The organism is Kitasatospora sp. NPDC101801 (genome assembly GCF_044766665.1).
GTDB lineage: Bacteria > Actinomycetota > Actinomycetes > Streptomycetales > Streptomycetaceae > Kitasatospora.
Map to the genome: position 1 here is coordinate 139,031 of NZ_JBIWML010000013.1, position 15,429 is coordinate 154,459.

The 15,429-nt window shown below is 74.0% G+C and carries 19 protein-coding genes and 1 pseudogene; 7 read left to right on the plus strand and 13 right to left on the minus strand.

The window, feature by feature from the left end:
- Positions 1 to 18: 18 nt before the first annotated feature.
- The 6 genes from ACIRPK_RS17845 to ACIRPK_RS17870 form a co-directional block, all read right to left on the minus strand.
- A complete protein-coding gene (locus ACIRPK_RS17845) occupies positions 19 to 930 on the minus strand; it encodes an ABC transporter substrate-binding protein (RefSeq protein ID WP_403039535.1) in 912 nt (303 codons plus the stop codon).
- A gap of 47 nt (positions 931 to 977) precedes the next feature.
- Positions 978 to 1,655 carry an ABC transporter permease gene (locus ACIRPK_RS17850; RefSeq protein WP_403039538.1) on the minus strand — a complete coding sequence of 226 codons (678 nt, stop codon included), beginning with the start codon at positions 1,653 to 1,655 and terminating at the stop codon, positions 978 to 980.
- A complete protein-coding gene (locus ACIRPK_RS17855) occupies positions 1,652 to 2,323 on the minus strand; it encodes an ABC transporter permease (RefSeq protein WP_403039540.1) in 672 nt (223 codons plus the stop codon). Before ACIRPK_RS17855 ends, ACIRPK_RS17850 begins: the two co-directional genes overlap by 4 nt.
- Positions 2,316 to 3,383, minus strand: coding sequence for an ABC transporter ATP-binding protein (locus ACIRPK_RS17860; RefSeq protein WP_403039543.1), 1,068 nt, complete (start codon positions 3,381 to 3,383; stop codon positions 2,316 to 2,318). Before ACIRPK_RS17860 ends, ACIRPK_RS17855 begins: the two co-directional genes overlap by 8 nt.
- A 125-nt stretch (positions 3,384 to 3,508) precedes the next feature.
- Complete coding sequence (locus ACIRPK_RS17865; protein WP_403039546.1) at positions 3,509 to 3,958, minus strand: rhodanese-like domain-containing protein; 450 nt, start codon at positions 3,956 to 3,958, stop codon at positions 3,509 to 3,511.
- Positions 3,955 to 4,452, minus strand: a complete 498-nt coding sequence (locus ACIRPK_RS17870) for a cysteine dioxygenase (protein ID WP_403039549.1) — start codon at positions 4,450 to 4,452, stop codon at positions 3,955 to 3,957. Before ACIRPK_RS17870 ends, ACIRPK_RS17865 begins: the two co-directional genes overlap by 4 nt.
- Before the next feature lie 379 nt (positions 4,453 to 4,831).
- On the opposite strand from ACIRPK_RS17870, the gene ACIRPK_RS17875 reads away from it, so the two are divergent.
- A complete protein-coding gene (locus ACIRPK_RS17875; protein ID WP_403039552.1) occupies positions 4,832 to 5,098 on the plus strand; it encodes a GlsB/YeaQ/YmgE family stress response membrane protein in 267 nt (88 codons plus the stop codon).
- On the opposite strand, the gene ACIRPK_RS17880 is transcribed toward ACIRPK_RS17875, so the two are convergent.
- The 5 genes from ACIRPK_RS17880 to ACIRPK_RS17900 all read right to left on the minus strand — a co-directional run bounded on the left by ACIRPK_RS17880 (position 5,065) and on the right by ACIRPK_RS17900 (position 8,486).
- The gene (locus ACIRPK_RS17880) at positions 5,065 to 5,976 is read right to left on the minus strand and encodes an ADP-ribosylglycohydrolase family protein (protein ID WP_403039555.1); all 912 of its coding nucleotides are present in this window, start codon (positions 5,974 to 5,976) and stop codon (positions 5,065 to 5,067) included. The genes ACIRPK_RS17875 and ACIRPK_RS17880 overlap by 34 nt on opposite strands.
- Positions 5,977 to 6,053: 77 nt before the next feature.
- Complete coding sequence (locus ACIRPK_RS17885) at positions 6,054 to 6,644, minus strand: TetR family transcriptional regulator (RefSeq protein ID WP_403039558.1); 591 nt, start codon at positions 6,642 to 6,644, stop codon at positions 6,054 to 6,056.
- A gap of 43 nt (positions 6,645 to 6,687) precedes the next feature.
- Complete coding sequence (locus ACIRPK_RS17890) at positions 6,688 to 7,695, minus strand: aldo/keto reductase (RefSeq protein ID WP_403039561.1); 1,008 nt, start codon at positions 7,693 to 7,695, stop codon at positions 6,688 to 6,690.
- 72 nt (positions 7,696 to 7,767) lie between these two features.
- A complete protein-coding gene (locus ACIRPK_RS17895) occupies positions 7,768 to 8,163 on the minus strand; it encodes a (4Fe-4S)-binding protein (RefSeq protein WP_403039564.1) in 396 nt (131 codons plus the stop codon).
- Positions 8,163 to 8,486, minus strand: a complete 324-nt coding sequence (locus tag ACIRPK_RS17900) for a GNAT family N-acetyltransferase (RefSeq protein ID WP_403039567.1) — start codon at positions 8,484 to 8,486, stop codon at positions 8,163 to 8,165. The genes ACIRPK_RS17895 and ACIRPK_RS17900 overlap by 1 nt, the downstream gene beginning before the upstream one ends.
- 580 nt (positions 8,487 to 9,066) lie before the next feature.
- Between ACIRPK_RS17900 and ACIRPK_RS17905 the strand changes: the two genes are divergently transcribed.
- The 6 genes from ACIRPK_RS17905 (at position 9,067) to paaE (ending at position 14,162) form a co-directional block, all read left to right on the plus strand.
- Positions 9,067 to 10,338 (plus strand): M20 family metallopeptidase, encoded by a 1,272-nt coding sequence (locus ACIRPK_RS17905; RefSeq protein WP_403039570.1) that lies wholly within the window; start codon positions 9,067 to 9,069, stop codon positions 10,336 to 10,338.
- Between the two features lie 148 nt (positions 10,339 to 10,486).
- A complete protein-coding gene (gene paaA / locus ACIRPK_RS17910; RefSeq protein ID WP_403039573.1) occupies positions 10,487 to 11,434 on the plus strand; it encodes a 1,2-phenylacetyl-CoA epoxidase subunit PaaA in 948 nt (315 codons plus the stop codon).
- Positions 11,431 to 11,718 (plus strand): 1,2-phenylacetyl-CoA epoxidase subunit PaaB, encoded by a 288-nt coding sequence (gene paaB / locus ACIRPK_RS17915; protein ID WP_403039576.1) that lies wholly within the window; start codon positions 11,431 to 11,433, stop codon positions 11,716 to 11,718. Before paaA ends, paaB begins: the two co-directional genes overlap by 4 nt.
- Positions 11,719 to 11,734: 16 nt before the next feature.
- The gene (gene paaC, locus ACIRPK_RS17920) at positions 11,735 to 12,616 is read left to right on the plus strand and encodes a 1,2-phenylacetyl-CoA epoxidase subunit PaaC (protein ID WP_403039579.1); all 882 of its coding nucleotides are present in this window, start codon (positions 11,735 to 11,737) and stop codon (positions 12,614 to 12,616) included.
- Entirely contained in the window at positions 12,610 to 13,092 is a 483-nt protein-coding gene (gene paaD, locus ACIRPK_RS17925; protein WP_403039582.1) for a 1,2-phenylacetyl-CoA epoxidase subunit PaaD, read from the plus strand. Before paaC ends, paaD begins: the two co-directional genes overlap by 7 nt.
- Complete coding sequence (paaE, locus tag ACIRPK_RS17930) at positions 13,092 to 14,162, plus strand: 1,2-phenylacetyl-CoA epoxidase subunit PaaE (protein WP_403039585.1); 1,071 nt, start codon at positions 13,092 to 13,094, stop codon at positions 14,160 to 14,162. The genes paaD and paaE overlap by 1 nt, the downstream gene beginning before the upstream one ends.
- Here the strand turns inward: paaE and ACIRPK_RS17935 are convergent.
- Together ACIRPK_RS17935 and ACIRPK_RS17940 are read right to left on the minus strand one after the other, a co-directional pair.
- Positions 14,159 to 15,229: an FAD-dependent oxidoreductase gene (locus tag ACIRPK_RS17935; protein WP_403039588.1), complete on the minus strand. Its 1,071-nt coding sequence runs from the start codon at positions 15,227 to 15,229 to the stop codon at positions 14,159 to 14,161. The two genes, paaE and ACIRPK_RS17935, sit on opposite strands and share 4 nt — an antisense overlap.
- 105 nt (positions 15,230 to 15,334) lie before the next feature.
- Positions 15,335 to 15,429 (minus strand): annotated as a pseudogene (locus ACIRPK_RS17940) (IS5/IS1182 family transposase); the annotation flags it as partial.

Below are 15,429 nucleotides of genomic sequence, written 5' to 3' on the forward strand. Positions count from 1 at the left end.
TGCTGACCGGACGGTGCGTCAGATCAGGCCGTTGGCCTTCAGCCACTCCTTGGCGACCGCCGACGGGTCGGTCTTGTCGACCGCCACCTTCTTCATCAGCTCGGCCAGGCCGGCCGTGTCCAGCTTGGCGGAGACCTTGTTCAGCACCTCGGTACTGGTGGCGTCCACGCCCGCCTTGTTCACCAGCGGGGTGACGTTCTGGGTGCTGAAGACGTTCTTCGGGTCGGTCAGCGGGACCAGCTTGAGCGTGACGATCTTCGGGTCGGTGGTGAAGACGTTGCCGACCTGGATGCTGCCGTCCTTGATGGCGTTCGCGGTGGTCTCGCCGGTCGGCTTCCACTCCTTGAAGGTCAGGCCGTAGGCGTCCTTCAGCAGCGGCTCGCTGCGGTTCTTGAACTCCGGCGGGCCGCCGATCACCAGCTCGGCGGACTTGCCGGCCAGGTCGGCGATGCTCTTCAGGTTGTACTTGGCGGCGGTCTCCGGCGTGACCGTCAGCGAGTCGTTGTCCTGGGCGGCGGAGGAGTCCAGCAGCGCCAGCTCGGTCGGGAGCTTGGTGACGAGCGCGGCGTTGACCGCCTCGGTGCCGCCGGTCAGCGCCGGGTTCTTGGCGTCCAGGTAGGTCAGCAGCGCGCCGTTGTACTCCGGCAGCACGGTCAGCGCACCGCTCTTGAGCTGCCCGTAGAGCACCTCGCGGCTGCCGATGTTGAACTTCTCCTCGACCTTGACGCCCTTGGCCTTGAGGGCCTGCGAGTAGATCGAGGCGAGCAGCTCGTTCTCGGGGAAGTTGGCCGAGCCGATCACCACGGTCTTGCCGGAGCCCGCGGCGGCGGAGGGGGCCGCCAGCGGGTCGCCGCCGCCGGAGGAGCTGCACGCCGCGGCACCCAGCAGGAGGGCGGCGGCCGTGGCGGTTCTGAGCAGACGGGTGGTCATGAAGGTTCCTTAGTGGTCGGTGTGGAGCGGTCGGGGACGTGCAGTGGTCAGTGGGCGGTGCGTCCTGGCCGGACGCCGGGTGGCAGCGCGTACCGGATCAGCCCCGCGAACAGCAGCTGGGTGAGCAGCGCGAGCAGCACCACGAGCACCGCCCCGCCGGCCACCGACGGGAAGTCGCGCAGGGCCAGGCCGTCGATCACGTAGCGGCCGAGGCCGCCGAGACCGACGTACGCGGCCACCGTGGCGGTGGCGATCACCTGGATGGTGGCGCTGCGCAGCCCGGCCAGCAGGGTGGGCAGCGCGGCGGGCAGGCAGACCTGGAACAGCACCTGAGGATGGGTCAGGCCGATGCCCCGGGCGGCGTCCCGCAGGTCGGGGTCGGTGCCCCGGACCCCCTCCACCGCGCCCGCCAGCAGCGGCGGGATCGCCAGCACCACCAGCGGGACCAGGACGGCGCTCTCGCCGACGCCCGCCAGCAGCACCACCAGGGTGACCAGCCCGAGCGTGGGCAGCGCCCGCGCGGTGCCGGTCAGGACGGTGACCACGGCGGCGCCCCGGCCGGTGTAGCCGAGCAGCAGCCCGGCCGGTACGGCCAGCAGGCCCGCGTAGAGCAGGGCCTCGCCGGTGAAGGCGAGGTGCTCGGCCAGGCGGTGCGCGATCGCGTCCGGCCCGGTCTGCCGGGCGGGGGCGGTGAAGAAGGTGTGCAGCCAGTCGATCCAGTTCACCGGACGCCCCCCTGCTCCCGGACCGCCCACGGCGCGAGCACCCGGCGGGCCGCCACCAGCGTCAGGTCGACCAGCAGCGCGAGCGCCGCGATCAGCACGATCCCGGCCAGGATCGGCGTGGTGTAGGTGAGTTGGAACCCGTTGATGAACAGGTAGCCGAGCGCGCCCCGGCCGATCAGCGCGCCGACCGCCGCCATCGAGATGCTGGAGACCGCGGCGACCCGCAGCCCGGCCACCAGGTAGGGCACCGCGGCCGGGAGTTCGACGGCGGCCAGCCGGCGCCAGGGGCCGTAGCCGAGCGCGACGGCGGCCTGCCGGACCGGCTCCGGGGTGGCCCGGATGCCCTCCACCACGGTGGGCAGCAGCAGCGCCAGCGCGTAGAAGGTGAGCGGGATCATCACGGTGCCCAGGCTGCCCAGCCCGGTGTAGGGCACCAGCAGCGTGAACAGCGCCACCGCGGGCATCGCGTACAGCGTGTTGAAGACCACCGCGAGGGGTTGGTACAGGCGCGGGAAACGCGCGCCGACCAGCCCGAGCGGCAGCGCCAGCAGCAGGCCGATCAGCACCGGGACCAGGGACAGCACCGCGTGGTCCCGGGCGAGTCCGCCCAGGTAGCCGAGGTGGTCGTGGATCCAGTCCCAGCGGACCAGCGGTTCGTCGTCAGGCACCTTCGGCCACCCGGTGCTGCTCGGTCGGGGCCGGGTGCGGCTCGGTCAGCGCCGCCAGCACGGTGGCCCGGTCGGCGGTGCCGACGGCCAGGCCCTGGGCGTCCAGCACCACGGCCGCGCCCGCCGGGGAGAGCACGGCGGCGTCCAGCGCGGTCCGCAGAGTGTCCTGCTCCGGCCTGAACCCCGGTGCGGGGCGGGCGGGTCGGTCCGGGTGCCGCCACTCGGCCGGGCGGCCCGCCGGGTCCAGGGCCAGCTGCCAGCCGTGGTATCCGGTGCCCTCGGCCAGCGGCCGGACCGCGATCCCGACGGCCGGGCGCAGGCCCAGGCCGCGCAGGCCGCGGTCCCGGCCCAGGAAACCGGCCACGCCCTCGTCCGCCGGTGCGGTCAGCAGGGTGTGCGGGTCGGCGTGCTGGGCGATCCGGCCGTGCTCGCGGAGCACCACCACCTGGTCGCCGAGCCGGACCGCCTCCTCGATGTCGTGCGTGACGAACAGCACGGTCTTGTTCAACTCGCCCTGGAGCCTCAGCAGTTCCTCCTGGAGGCCGCCCCGGACCACTGGGTCGACCGCGCTGAACGGCTCGTCCATCAGCAGCACCGGCGGGTCCGCCGCCAGCGCCCGGGCCACCCCGACCCGCTGCTGCTGTCCGCCGGACAGCTGGAACGGGTAGCGCTTCGCGGTCTCCGGTCCGAGGCCGACCAGTTCCAGCAGCTCGGCGGCCCTGGCCCGGGCCCGCTTCTTGTCCCAGCCGAGCAGGTACGGCACGGTGGCGATGTTGTCGATCACCCGTCGGTGCGGGAAGAGCCCGGCCTGCTGGATCACGTAGCCGATGCCCCGGCGGAGCTTGGCCGCGTCCAGCTCGGCGACGTCGGTGCCGTCCAGCAGCACCCGCCCGCCGGTCGGCTCGACCATCCGGTTGACCATCCGCAGCAGGGTGGTCTTGCCGCATCCGGACGGGCCGACCAGCACGGTTATTCGACCGGCGGGCACCTCCAGGTCCAGCCCTTCGACGGCAACGGTGCCGTCGGGGTGGCGCTTGGCTGCGCCGTCGAATCTGATCACGTCAGGGTCCTCGGTCGGGTGGTGCTCCGGGCGCCGGTGGCGTCCGGTGCCGCTGGGTCGGGCGGGTCGGTCGGTGCGGATCTTGGCGACGTTATGGCCTGCCCGGGTCAGGATGGCGGCAAACGTCAATGATCTGTCGGATCTTCACCGATCCTGTCACTTCGGGTCAGTTCCACCTCGTCGTAGGACGGTCGGCCGCCCGGCCGGGTGGGCAGGCCGGCCGCCGCCCAGGCCACGAAGCCGCCGTCCAGGTCGGTGGCGAGCGGCAGCCCGATCTCGCGCAGGGCGGCCGCCGCCAGGCTGGAGGCGTAGCCGCCGGAGCAGACCACGATCACCGCCAGGTCGGGTCCGGTGGCCTGCGGGATGCGGTGACTGCCCGTCGGGTCCAGCCGCCACTCCAGCACGTTCCGCTCGATCAGCAGCGCACCGGGGATCTCGCCCTCCCTGGCCCGCTGCCCGACCGGCCGGATGTCCACCAGCAGCGCGCCCGCGGCCGCCGCGTCGTACGCCTCCGCCGGGCCCGGCCGGTGCACGCCCTCGCGGGACCGCTCCACCAGTGCGTCGATGCCGCTCATGCCCACTGCTCCGCTCGCTCCGAGGCGGTCTGCACCAGACCGCCGGCCCGCAGTTCGTACCTGGCCATCTCGCTCAGCGGCGGCGAGTACGCATGGATGGTGACCGCCGGTCCCGTGGTGGTGTTCCGCACGTCGTGCAGGTACTCGGGGCCGAAGGAGCGTACCGCTCCCGGTGCCAACCGCCGTACCAGCAGCCCGTGTTCGGGCCCGCCGAGGGAGAGCTCCTCCAACTCGCCGAGGACCACCGTGAAGGCGCCCCTGGAGTCGCCGTGGTCGTGGAACCCGGTCGACTGGTCGGGCAGCCAGCTGATCAGCCAGACCTCGTGATCCTCGGTCAGGCTCAGCCGCTCGTACCAGCGTTCGTCGGCGGAGAGCCGGACCCGGGGCAGCCAGTCCCCGGGGCGGGCGGCCACCTCCTGGACGATCTCCCGCAGCGCGGCGGGGGAGAGCGGGGCGGGTGCGGTGGACAGGCGGATGTCCAGATCAAGGCTCATGACGGGTCCTCGGGGAGTCCGAAGCGGACCGGCAGCCGTGCGGCAGCACGGTGACGGTCGAGCGGGAGGGAAGCCAGACGGGTGGAGCGGAGCCGGTGCGGCGGCTCAGGCCCTGGCAGACGTCACAGGGAACGAGGTGGAACCGTCAGCAGGCACACATGTCGCTCGCCTGGCGTCGCAGATCGACGTGCAGGCGGCAGACGAGGGTGGTGCCGGTGTCCATGGGGTGATCCTGACGCCGTGGGGCGGCTGCGTCAAGCTCGTCCCAGCAGGTGGTCGCCCACCCGGCGGAGTGCAACCGGGTGGGCGGGGTGCCGCGTCCTGCTCCGCAGAGACCGTTCACGCATGGGCGGGCGAGGGGAAGGGCAGGAACAGCACCATGGGTATCCTCAGCTGGATCATCCTCGGCCTGGTCGCCGGGGGAATCGCCAAGTTCATCCTGCCGGGCCGCGACCCGGGCGGCCTGATCGTCACCACCCTGATCGGCATCGCGGGCTCCTTCGTCGGCGGCTGGCTCTCCTCGTCACTCCTCCACCGCCCGGTGACCACCAGCTTCTACGACCCCGCCACCTGGATCGCCTCGATCGCGGGCGCCTTCGTCCTGCTGGTCGGCTACCGCATCGTCTTCGGCAACTCCCGGGACTGACCCGGCAGTTCCTCCACCGCCCGCCACCACCCGGCCGGGACCTGGCCGAGCCCGGTCCTGGCCGCCACCACACCGCCGGCGATCGCGCAGGTGGTGTCCATGTCCCCCCACCCGCCGAGGGTGCGCCAGACCGCCTCGGGCAGGTCGTCCAACTCACCCGCGGCGCACCAGAGGGCGAACGGCACCGTGTCCGGCGCCGAGATCCGCAGCCCCGACCCGAGCACCACGGCGGCGTGCCGCACCGAGGTCCCGGCCGGGAGGCGGGCCGCGATCCGCAGCCCGGACCGGACGTCGCTCTCCGGCAGCCGGCCCGCCACCTCGGCGAGCAGGTCGGCCCGCTCCGGCGCGGCCCCGCCCCGGCTGCGGACGGCCAGTGCCGCCGCCAGCGCGACGGCGACCGCGCCGGCCACCGCCTCCGGGTTGAAGTGCGTCACCAGCGCCGACCGTCGGGCCTGCTCGGCCACCCGGTCGAGGTCGTCCGCGAACCAGGCGCCGAGCGGTGCCACCCGCATCGCCGCCCCGTTCCCGTACGAGCCCTGGCCGTCGAACATCTCCGAGGTGACGGTGCGCCAGTCGGCGCCGGCCTCGACGGCCCGGAGCACCTGGTGCATCGAGGGCCCGTACTTGCGGCCCGGATTCACCGTGTACTCGCGCGCGAACTCGCCGGCCAGCAGGTCGGGGCGCACCTCGCCGTGGGTCTCCAGGTGGCGGAACAGCACCAGCGCCATCGCGGTGTCGTCGGTCCAGTGCCACGGTGCGGGCCGCACCCGACGGCTCGTCAGCTCGACCTCCGCCTCGCCCGGGGCGACCTGGAACCAGCGGTCACCGAAGGCGTCGCCGAGGGCGAGGCCGTGCAGGCTGTCGTGGGCGGGGCGCATGGCGGTTCTCCTCGGGGTCCGGCGGGAGACGCCATCCTCGCTGCTCGGGCCACCCGGGCGCGAGCGGGTTTCCCGGGTCAGGCCGGGGGGCCGAGGCCGGTCAGCAGGAGGGTCCAGAGGGCCTCGAAGTCGGCCTGGCTGCGTGGGTCGGACCACTCGGCGGCGTGCACCGGGTCGTGGAAGTGCGCGGTGGCCTGGAAGACCGCGCGGGCGGTGGTGGCGGTGTCGGTGGTACGGAACTCGCCCTGGCGGACGCCGTCGTCGAGGATGGCGGCGATCTGGGTGGTCAGGGTGGCGACGTGGGCCTCGACGGTGCTGGAGAGTTCGCCGACCAGGGTGAGGTAGGTGGCGAACAGCTCCGGGTCGTCCAGGGCCTTCCGGCGCTTGGCCGCGAACAGGGTGGCCAGCCAGCGGTGCAGCCGCTCGGCGGCCGGGCCCGGCCGGCTGCTGATCGCGGCCAGTTCGTGGTGCGCCTGGTCCAGCCAGCGCTGGGTGACGGCCTCGCGGAGCGCCGCCTTGCTGGGGAAGTGCCGGTAGACGCTGCCGTGGCTGACGCCGAGGGCGCGGGCGATGTCCACCACCGTGGCCTTGGCGGGCCCGAACCGCCGCAGCACGTCCTCGGCGGCGCTGAGGATCTGCTCGGAGGTCAGGGCACTCTCGCTGGTCACGGTCTTTCCTCCGGTTCGGGCCGACCGCCGGGCCGACGGCGGGTCAGTGCTCGCTGTCGAGGTGGGCCATCTGAGCCGCAGCGTACCTGTCCCCGGCGGCCGACCCGGCCGGGACGGCGGCCTCGATCGCGGCCAGCTCGCCCTCGGTGAGCTGCACGTCCAGGGCGCCGAGCGCCTCGGCCAGCCGTTCCCGGCGACGCGCGCCGACCAGCGGCACGATGTCCGACCCGCGCCCGGCCACCCAGGCGATGGCGACCTGGGCGACACTGGCGCCCCGGCCCTCGGCGATCCCCCGCAGGGCCTCCACCAGGCTCAGGTTGTGGGTCAGGTTCTCGCCCTGGAAGCGCGGGCTGAAGCCCCGGAAGTCGGTGGCCGAGATCTCCCGGTCGTGCTGCCAGTGGCCGCTCAGCAGACCGCGCGAGAGCACCCCGTACGCGGTCACGCCGATGCCCAACTCGCGCGCGGTGGGCAGGATTTCGGCCTCGATGCCACGGGAGATCAGCGAGTACTCGATCTGCAGGTCGCTGATCGGGTGCACCGCGGCGGCCCGGCGCAGGGTGTCGGCGCCGACCTCGGAGAGGCCGATGTGCCGGACGTACCCGGCCTTGACCAGGTCGGCGATCGCGCCGACGGTCTCCTCGACCGGCACGTTCGGGTCGAGCCGGGCCGGGCGGTAGACGTCGATGTGGTCGGTGCGCAGCCGGCGCAGCGTGTACGCGAGGGCGGTCTTGGTGGCGGCCGGGCTGGTGTCGTAGCCGAGCCAGCTGCCGTCCGGGCCGCGCTGGGCGCCGAACTTGACGCTGATCTGCACCGACTCGCGGTCGCGACCACGCAGCGCGTCGTGCAGCAGCAGCTCGTTGTGGCCCATGCCGTAGAAGTCGCCGGTGTCCAGCAGGGTGACGCCGGCGTCCAGCGCCGCGTGGACGGTGGCGATCGACTCGGCCTCGTCGGCCGGGCCGTACAGGTCGGACATGCCCATCAGGCCGAGGCCGAGCGCGGAGGTCTCCGGGCCGGTGCTGCCGAGGCGGGTGCGGGCGGGGGTGGTGCTCATGAGGAGGCTCCTGAGGGGAGGGAGGGGCGATGCCTCAACTATGGCATGTGTGATGACAGATTTCAATATCTGTCATTCGTGACCGCCGCAGACCCCGCTCCGGTCGCAGTACGGCTGCTCCGCGCTGCTCCCGCAACCGCACAGCATCGCCCTGCTGCTCTGCCGCCCCTCGATCGACAGCTCGCCCCGGACCAGCAGCCGCCCGTCCGCCGTCCGCCGCACCGTGGTCGGCCGCTCCGGCTGCTCCGCCCCGCCCACCGTCAGCCGGTAGCTCAGCGCCCCGGTCGGGCAGCGCCGGATCACCTCGGCGACCAGCTCGGGCGCGGCCGCCCCCGGGTGCACCCAGGGCCGCCGCCCGGTGTCGAACACCTCAGGCAGTCCGCGCACGCACTCGGCGGCGTGCCGGCAGACCGTCGCGTCGAAGCCGACCGTCACGCCGTCGGCCGGGTACTCCCGGACGCCGCCCATCAGTCGCTCACCCGGCTCTGGTTCTCGTACGCCAGATCCGCGTACTCCGGGTGCCGGATCATCCACGCCTTGATGAACGGGCAGGTGGCCAGCACCGGCAGCCCGCGCTTCCGGGCGTCGTCCAGGGCCGCCCTGGCCAGTGCGCCGCCGATGCCCCGGCCCTCGAAGGCCGGGTCCACCACGGTGTGCGGGTAGACCACCAGCTTTCCGCTCCGGATGTACTCGGCGAAGCCCGCGAGCGCCCCGTCGATCCGGGCCTCGAAGCGGTCGGCCGCTTCGACGTCCTGGACCTCGACGCCCTCGGTGCCGATCGTTCCTGACATTGTCGACTCCTTGCCGCCGGACGGATCCGGGCCGGACGAACCGATGGACAGACGCGGACGAACCCACCGTACGTCCGCCCGGGCCGATCGGGCGGGCGCCGGCCGCGGAACTGGTACCAAAGGCTGACCGGCCGTCACCCATCAGGTGTGCTTCCGGGTGGTGGCACGCGATTCGGAGCGCATGGCGGCGTCCGGAGGTCCATCGTGGAGGTGAGCGCGGCCCGGGAGAACCCGAGCCGGGAGCGCCCAGAGCGGCGGCTGCCTCCCGCCGGTCACCGATGCTCGGATCACCGGGCCACCTCGCAGGGGAACGAACGAATCTTCTAGGCTCACCTCGCGGCTTCCCCCGTGCCGGTGCCCGTCCGCACCGGCGCGCGGGAGTCGCCGTCCCAGGTGCCCCGGGCCGAGCCGGGGTCACCGGACCGAGCGAGGAGGACGCAGTGTTGCCCAGCCCGAGGTCGCTCCACCAGCCGTTGCCCGACGACGTACGCCGTCGCGCCGCCGCCCCGCCGCCGTCCGGCCGGGCCGAGCCGCCGGCGCCGGCCACGCTGAATACCGGCAGCGGCCGGGGAGGCGCCCGATGAGTCCGCAGTCGGCCGCCGCACCCGCCGGCCATACCGAGGCCGTCGGCCGCACCCCCGCCGCCCGTCCGCCCGCCGTCGGGGTCGCGTTCGCGGACACCGACGCGCTGCCGGGGCTGCCGGCCACCCTGCGCTCCAAGGCCCGCACCCTGCGCGACGCCGTTCGCAGCCGCTGCGCCGCACTGGCCCGGATCGAGTCGCCGACCGGCGACAGCGCCCGACTCAACGCGCTGGCCGAGGAGTTGGGCGCGGGCTACGCCGCCACCGGCGCCCGGGTCCGCCGGGTGCCGAACGAGGCCGGTGACCACCTGGTGCTGGACTGGCCGGGGCGGGACGAGAGCCTGGCGCCGCTGCTGGTGGTCGGTCACCACGACACGGTCTGGCCGGTCGGCACCCTGGCGGACTGGCCGGTGGAGGAGCGCGACGGCGCGCTGACCGGCCCCGGCGTGCTGGACATGAAGGCCGGTCTCGCGCTGGTCGAGGGCGCGTTCGCGCTGCTCGCCGACCTCGGGCAGCGGCCGCACCGGCCGGTCCGGCTGGTGGTGGTGGCGGACGAGGAGCTGGGCAGCCCCGACGGCCGCAAGCTGGTGGAACGTCAGCTGGCCGGGGCGGCCGCCGTGCTCGGCCTGGAGCCGCCGCACCCCGACGGCAGTCTGAAGACCGCCCGGCGGGGCAGCAGCCGGGTCCGGCTCACCGTCACCGGCCGGGAGGCGCACGCGGGCAACGACGCCGCGCTGGGCATCTCGGCGGTGGACGAACTGGTCGACCAGCTGCTGCTGGTGCGCGGCCTGGTGAACCAGCCGGGCACCGAGCTGAACGCCGGCCGGATCACCGGCGGCACCCGGGCCAACGTGGTCGCCGGCCGGGCGGAGGCCGAGCTCGGCCTCCGGTTCGCCACCCCCGAGGCGCAGCGCCGCACGCTGGACAACCTGGCCCACCTGACCGCGCTGCGGCCCGGCGCCAAGGTCCGGGCCGAGGTGCTCTCCAGCCGCCCCACCTGGCCGGTGCGCCCGGCCAACCCGCTGCTGCGGCACGTCCGCTCGCTGGCGGCCGCCCTCGGCCAGAACCTCGACGGCGCCCCGGCCGGCGGTGCGGGCGACACCAACATCGCCGGCGCCCGGGGCCTCCCCACCCTGGACGGCCTCGGCGCGGTCGGTGCCGGGCCGCACGCCCGCCACGAACACATCCGCACCGACCAACTGGCACCCCGGATAGCCCTGCTGGCCGCCCTGCTGGCCGTCCCGCTGCCGCGCCTGCGCGAGCGGACGTAGCTCCACCACCCCGAGGGCCGGCGCCGGTGCACCCACCGGACCCGGCCCTCCGGTGCGTCCGGGGCCGGTCACAGGTCCGCTCTTGTCAGGGGTGAGGTACCGGCTACACAATGGTACCGACCGAACGGTCAGTCGGGAGGCGAGTACGGTGACGGTGTCCGAAGCGGTGGAGGCCCTGGAGGGTCGGTTCGACGCGGTGGTGGCGGCCGAGCAGCGGGTGGAGCCGCGGGACTGGATGCCCGAGGCGTACCGGGCCACGCTGGTGCGGCAGATCGCCCAGCACGCGCACTCCGAGATCATCGGGATGCAGCCGGAGGGGGCCTGGCTGACCAGGGCGCCCTCGCTGCGGCGGAAGGCGATCCTGCTGGCCAAGGCGCAGGACGAGGCGGGCCACGGGCTCTACCTGTACGCGGCCGCCGAGACCCTCGGGGTGGACCGGGCCGAGCTGACCGAGAAGCTGGTCTCGGGGCGGCAGAAGTACTCCTCGATCTTCAACTACCCGACGCTGAACTTCGCCGACGTCGGTGTGATCGGCTGGCTGGTGGACGGCGCGGCGATCTGCAACCAGGTGCCGCTCTGCCGCTGCTCGTACGGGCCCTACGCGCGGGCGATGGTGCGGGTCTGCAAGGAGGAGTCGTTCCACCAGCGGCAGGGCTTCGAGCTGCTGATGACGATGATGCGCGGCACCGAGGCCCAGCGCGCGATGGTGCAGGACGCGGTGGACCGCTGGTGGTGGCCGTCGCTGATGATGTTCGGCCCGCCGGACGGCGACTCGCCGAACACGGCGCAGTCGATGGCCTGGCGGATCAAGCGGCACACCAACGACGAGCTGCGACAGCGATTTGTCGACATGACGGTCCCGCAGGCGCAGCACCTCGGCGTCACCCTCCCCGACCCGGCGCTGGCCTGGGACGAGCAGCGCGGCAGCTGGACCTTCGGCGAGCCGGACTGGTCCGAGCTCCAGCAGGTGATCAAGGGTCAGGGCCCGTGCAACACCGAGCGGATCGAGCGCCGCCGGGCCGCGCACGAGGACGGCGCCTGGGTGCGTGAGGCCGCCCTGGCCCACGCGGAGAAGCAGAAGGAGCGCAACCGATGAGCAAGGCCGACTGGCCGCTGTACGAGGTCTTCGTCCGCCCCCGGCGCGGGCTGAACCACGTGCACGTGGGCTCGCTGCACGCCGCCGACGACCGGATGGCGCTGCTCGCCGCCCGCGACCTCTACACCCGGCGGAACGAGGGCGTCAGCCTCTGGGTGGTCCCGTCCGCCGCGATCACCGCCTCCACCCCCGACGAGCAGGACCCGTTCTTCGCCCCCAGCGGGGACAAGGTCTACCGGCACCCGACCTTCTACGACATCCCCGAGGATGTCCCGCACATCTGACGGGGGAGCACCTCTCATGAGCGACGACCACGTGTACCTGTCCCTCGCCGAGGCCGACCACGGCCCGGAGGGCGAGGCCCGCTGGGCGTACGGCACCGGGTTCGCCGACCCGCTGCTCGGCGTGGACCGGGCGGTCCCGGCCGGGGTGGACGCGGCCGACCTGGCGGCGTACTGCCTGATGCTCGGCGACGACGCGCTGATCCTGGCGCAGCGGCTGATCGAGTGGTGCACCCGGGCCCCCGAGCTGGAGGAGGAGGTGGCGCTCGCCAATCTCGGCCTCGACCTGCTCGGCCAGGCCCGGCAGCTGCTCACCCGCTCCGGCCAGCTGGACGGCACCGAGCGCACCGAGGACGACCTGGCGTACTGGCGCGAGGCGCACGAGTTCCGCAACGTCCGCCTGGCCGAGGTGCCGAACGGCGACTTCGGGCACACGGTGGCCCGGCTGCTGCTGTTCGCCACCGCCCGGCACGCGCTGTACCGGCGGCTGGGCACGCACGCCGACCCGGTGCTGGCGGCGGTCGCGGCCCGGGGCGTCAAGGAGCTGGCCTACCACCGCGAGTACGCCGCCGCCTGGACGCTGCGGCTCGGCGACGGCACGGCGTACTCCGCCGGGCGGATGCAGGCCGGGCTCGACGCGGTCTGGCCGCTGCTGGACGAGCTGTTCACGGCCGATCCGGTCGAGTTGCGGCTCGGCGTCGACCCGGCCGGGCTGCGCGAACCGGTGCTGGCCGAGCTGGCCGAGGTGGTCACCGGGGCCGGGCTGACGGTGCCGACGGCGGCCCCGATGGCCCGGGTCGGCGGCCGGGCCGGCCGGGACGGCGTGCACACCGAGGCGCTCGGCCTGCTGCTGGCCGAGCTCCAGGTGGTGGCCAGGGCGCACCCGGGGGCGTCGTGGTGACCACCGCGCCGTCCGCCTGGGAGGTGGCCGCGGCCGTCCCCGACCCCGAGCTGCCGATGCTCACGCTGGCCGAGCTCGGGGTGCTGGCCGAGGTTGCGGAGGACGGCCCGGCCGTCACCGCCTGGCTCACCCCGACCTACTCCGGCTGCCCGGCGGTGGCCGAGATGGCCGCCGACGTGGCGGGCCGGCTGCGGGCGGCCGGCTGGGCCCAGGTGGAGATCCGGCTCCGGCTGGACCCGCCGTGGAGCACCGACCTGATCACCGAGACGGGCCGGGCCAAGCTGGCGGCGGCGGGGATCGCCCCGCCGGTGCCCACCGGCCTGCTGACGCTGGGTCGGACCCGGCTCGCGGTGCCCTGCCCGCAGTGCGGCAGCCAGGACACCGAGGAGCTGTCCCGGTTCGGCTCCACCTCCTGCAAGGCGCTCTGGCGCTGCCGCGACTGCCGGGAGCCCTTCGAACGGATCAAGGAGATCTAGTGACCACCACGACCTCCCGTCGGCTCACCTTCCAGGAGCTGCGGATCGCGGCGCTGGAGCCGCTCTGCGAGGACGCCGTCGCGGTCACCTTCGAGGTGCCGGCCGAGCACGCCGGCGCGTACGGCTTCCGGCCCGGGCAGACCCTGACGCTGCGTCGGATCGTCGACGGCGTGGACGAGCGCCGCTCGTACTCGATCTGCGCGCCGGCCGGCGGGCCGCTCCGGATCGCGGTCCGGGAGGTGCCGGGCGGGCTGTTCTCCCGGTGGCTGGTCCGGGAGGCCCGGGTCGGCGACACCACGGAGGTCATGCCGCCGGTCGGCCTGTTCACCCCGGATCTGACGGTGCCCGGCACGCACGTGCTGCTGGCGGCCGGGTCCGGGATCACGCCGATGCTCTCGATCGCCGCCTCGGTGCTGGCCGACGGCGAGTCCGAGGTGGTGCTGGTCTACGGGAACCGGAGCAGCGACACGGTGATGTTCGCCGACGAGCTGGCCGATCTGAAGGACACCCACCTCGACCGGTTCCAGCTGCTGCACGTGCTCTCCCGGGAGAGCAGGGACGCCGAGCTGCTCAGCGGCCGACTGGACGCCGACCGGGTGCGCGCCCTGTTCGGCGCGCTGCTGGACGTGCCCGAGGTCGACCACTGGTGGCTGTGCGGCCCGTACGGAATGGTGCTCGGCGCCAAGGAGCTGCTGGCCGAGCTGGGCGTGCCCGCCGACCGGGTGCACCAGGAGCTGTTCCACGCCGAGGACGAGCCGGTGGCCGAGCGCGCGCCCGAGCAGGTGGACGGCGAGCGCTCCGAGGTCACGGTGGTGCTGGACGGCCGCTCCGGCACCCTGGCCCTGCCACGCGACCGGTCGATCCTGGACGGCGCCCAGCGCGCCCGCCCCGACCTGCCGTTCGCCTGCAAGGGCGGGGTCTGCGGCACCTGCCGGGCGCTGGTGACCCAGGGCGAGGTGAGCATGCGGCGGAACTTCGCCCTGGAGGAGAAGGAGCTCGCGGCGGGCTACGTGCTGACCTGTCAGGCACGGCCGGTCTCGGACCAGGTCACCGTCGACTACGACCGTTAGACCGGCACCGGGGCGCCGAGCAGCTTGACGATCTCGTTGGCGGCGGAGCGCCCCGCCCGGTTGGCGCCGACGGTGGAGGCGGACGGGCCGTAGCCGACCAGGTGGACGCGCGGGTCGTCGACGGCGCGGGTGCCGTCGAGGCGGATGCCGCCGCCGGTGGTGCGCAGACCGAGCGGGGCCAGGTGGCCGACCTCGGGGCGGAAGCCGGTGGCCCAGACGATCGCGTCCACCGCCAGCTCGGTGTCGCCCCAGGCGACGCCGTGCTCCGTCAGCCGGTCGAACATCGGCCGGCGGTGCAGCGCGCCGAGCTGCTCGGCCCGGCGGTAGGCGACCGAGGGGCCGAGGCCGGTGACGCTGACCACGCTGCGCACCGGCAGCCCCTCGCGGACCCGCTGCTCGACCATGGCGACCGCCGCCCGGCCGGACTCCTCGGTGAACGGACCGTCCCGGTAGACGGGTTCACGCCGGGTCACCCAGACCGTCTCGGCCACCGCCGCGACCTCGGACAGCACCTGGATCGCCGAGGCGCCGCCGCCGACCACCAGCACCCGCCGCCCGGCGAACTCCGCCGGCCCCCGGTAGTCCGCGTAGTGCAGCTGACGGCCCGTGAACCGGCCCGGGTAGTACGGCAGGAACGGCCTGGTCCAGGTGCCGGTCGCGTTGACCAGCGCCCGGGCCGTCCAGTCGCTCGCGTCGGTGGCGACCAGCAGCCGCCCGTCGGGGCGGGAGCTGACGGACCGTACCCGGACCGGCCGGACCACGGGCAGCGCGTGCTTCGCCTCGTACGCGGCGAAGTACCCGGGCACCACCTCGCGGGCCGGGGCGGCCGGGTCGGGCGGCGGGAGCTCGAAGTCGGGCAGGTCGTGGAAGCCGTGCACGGTGGCCATCCGGAGCGAGGGCGAGCGGTGCGCCCAGGCCCCGCCCGGGGCGTCGTCGGCGTCCAGCACCACGAAGCCGGTGTACGGCGCGAGACCGCGTCGCCGCAGGTGATAGGCGGCGGACAGACCCGCCTGTCCGGCGCCGATCACCACGACGTCCACGTCGGTCGTTGCATCGTAAACAGTCACGACCGTGAAACATCGGCCCGGGACGGCCGTGTTCCCTAAGGGCTGTCCCGTAATTGATCTTTGGGCGGTTCGGGGCAGGGGTGGCCGACCGCTGGTCGGGTTCGGCTATGCGGCCTGGATGAGGTTGTGGAGGCGGGCGATGCCGAGGATGGCGTGGTGGACGCCGTCGCCTTTGAGGCGGCAGTCGCGCAGGATCTTCC